A 662-nucleotide genomic window follows, 5' to 3' on the forward strand; every position below is an offset into this window, starting at 1 on the left:
GCACCAGTTGAGCACAATAGGATATATCCTTGAGAAGGAATTGTATCCACGCCCAACAGGCATTCCTTATCTGCAAATTTCAACCTCCAATTTGTAATGACTATAGGATAATCTTTAGTATTGTAAAGTTCAAGATATTCGTAATCCGATAATCCAACACTAGGTGAGGGATCTGCCATGATTTCATTGATTACCAAATCATGAGCGTGAATTTCATGATAGGTAAATTCTATTAGACTATCCAATACATTTCCACACTCATCTTCCAAATATTTTATTTGCAACCTTTCGGGGATACCATCTTTAAAAGGTTGTTGAAAGATTAGAGCTATTGATTGTTGTGAGTTCAAATCAACCTGACTTATCGTATTTGTTTCCAGAGTATAATTCGAAAGCATCTTTAAACTCAAACTATCCATATACTCACTAAAATTCAGAACCAATTCATGATCGGAACTAATTTGTATACTACTTATTACAGCACTCCTAGTATCCGGATTTTCTGCGTTAACAGAGTTCTTAAGTCCTGGTGTTCCACCTGTTGTTGAAAGGGAACTCGTCCAGTTCCCAAAAGTACTGCATGTATTCATCGGATCAATTCGCTCCAAAGACCAACCGCCTTCGCTTTTCTCTGCAGACTTATACCATATATCAGAATAGTT

At 36.7% G+C, this 662-nt stretch carries 1 protein-coding gene; it reads right to left on the reverse strand.

Annotated features, from left to right (window positions below):
- Nucleotides 1-662 (reverse strand): lamin tail domain-containing protein (locus DLK05_RS16655; RefSeq protein ID WP_148114120.1); only part of this gene is annotated, 662 nt, incomplete at both ends.

The organism is Ancylomarina longa (assembly GCF_003996985.1).
Lineage (GTDB): Bacteria > Bacteroidota > Bacteroidia > Bacteroidales > Marinifilaceae > Ancylomarina_A > Ancylomarina_A longa.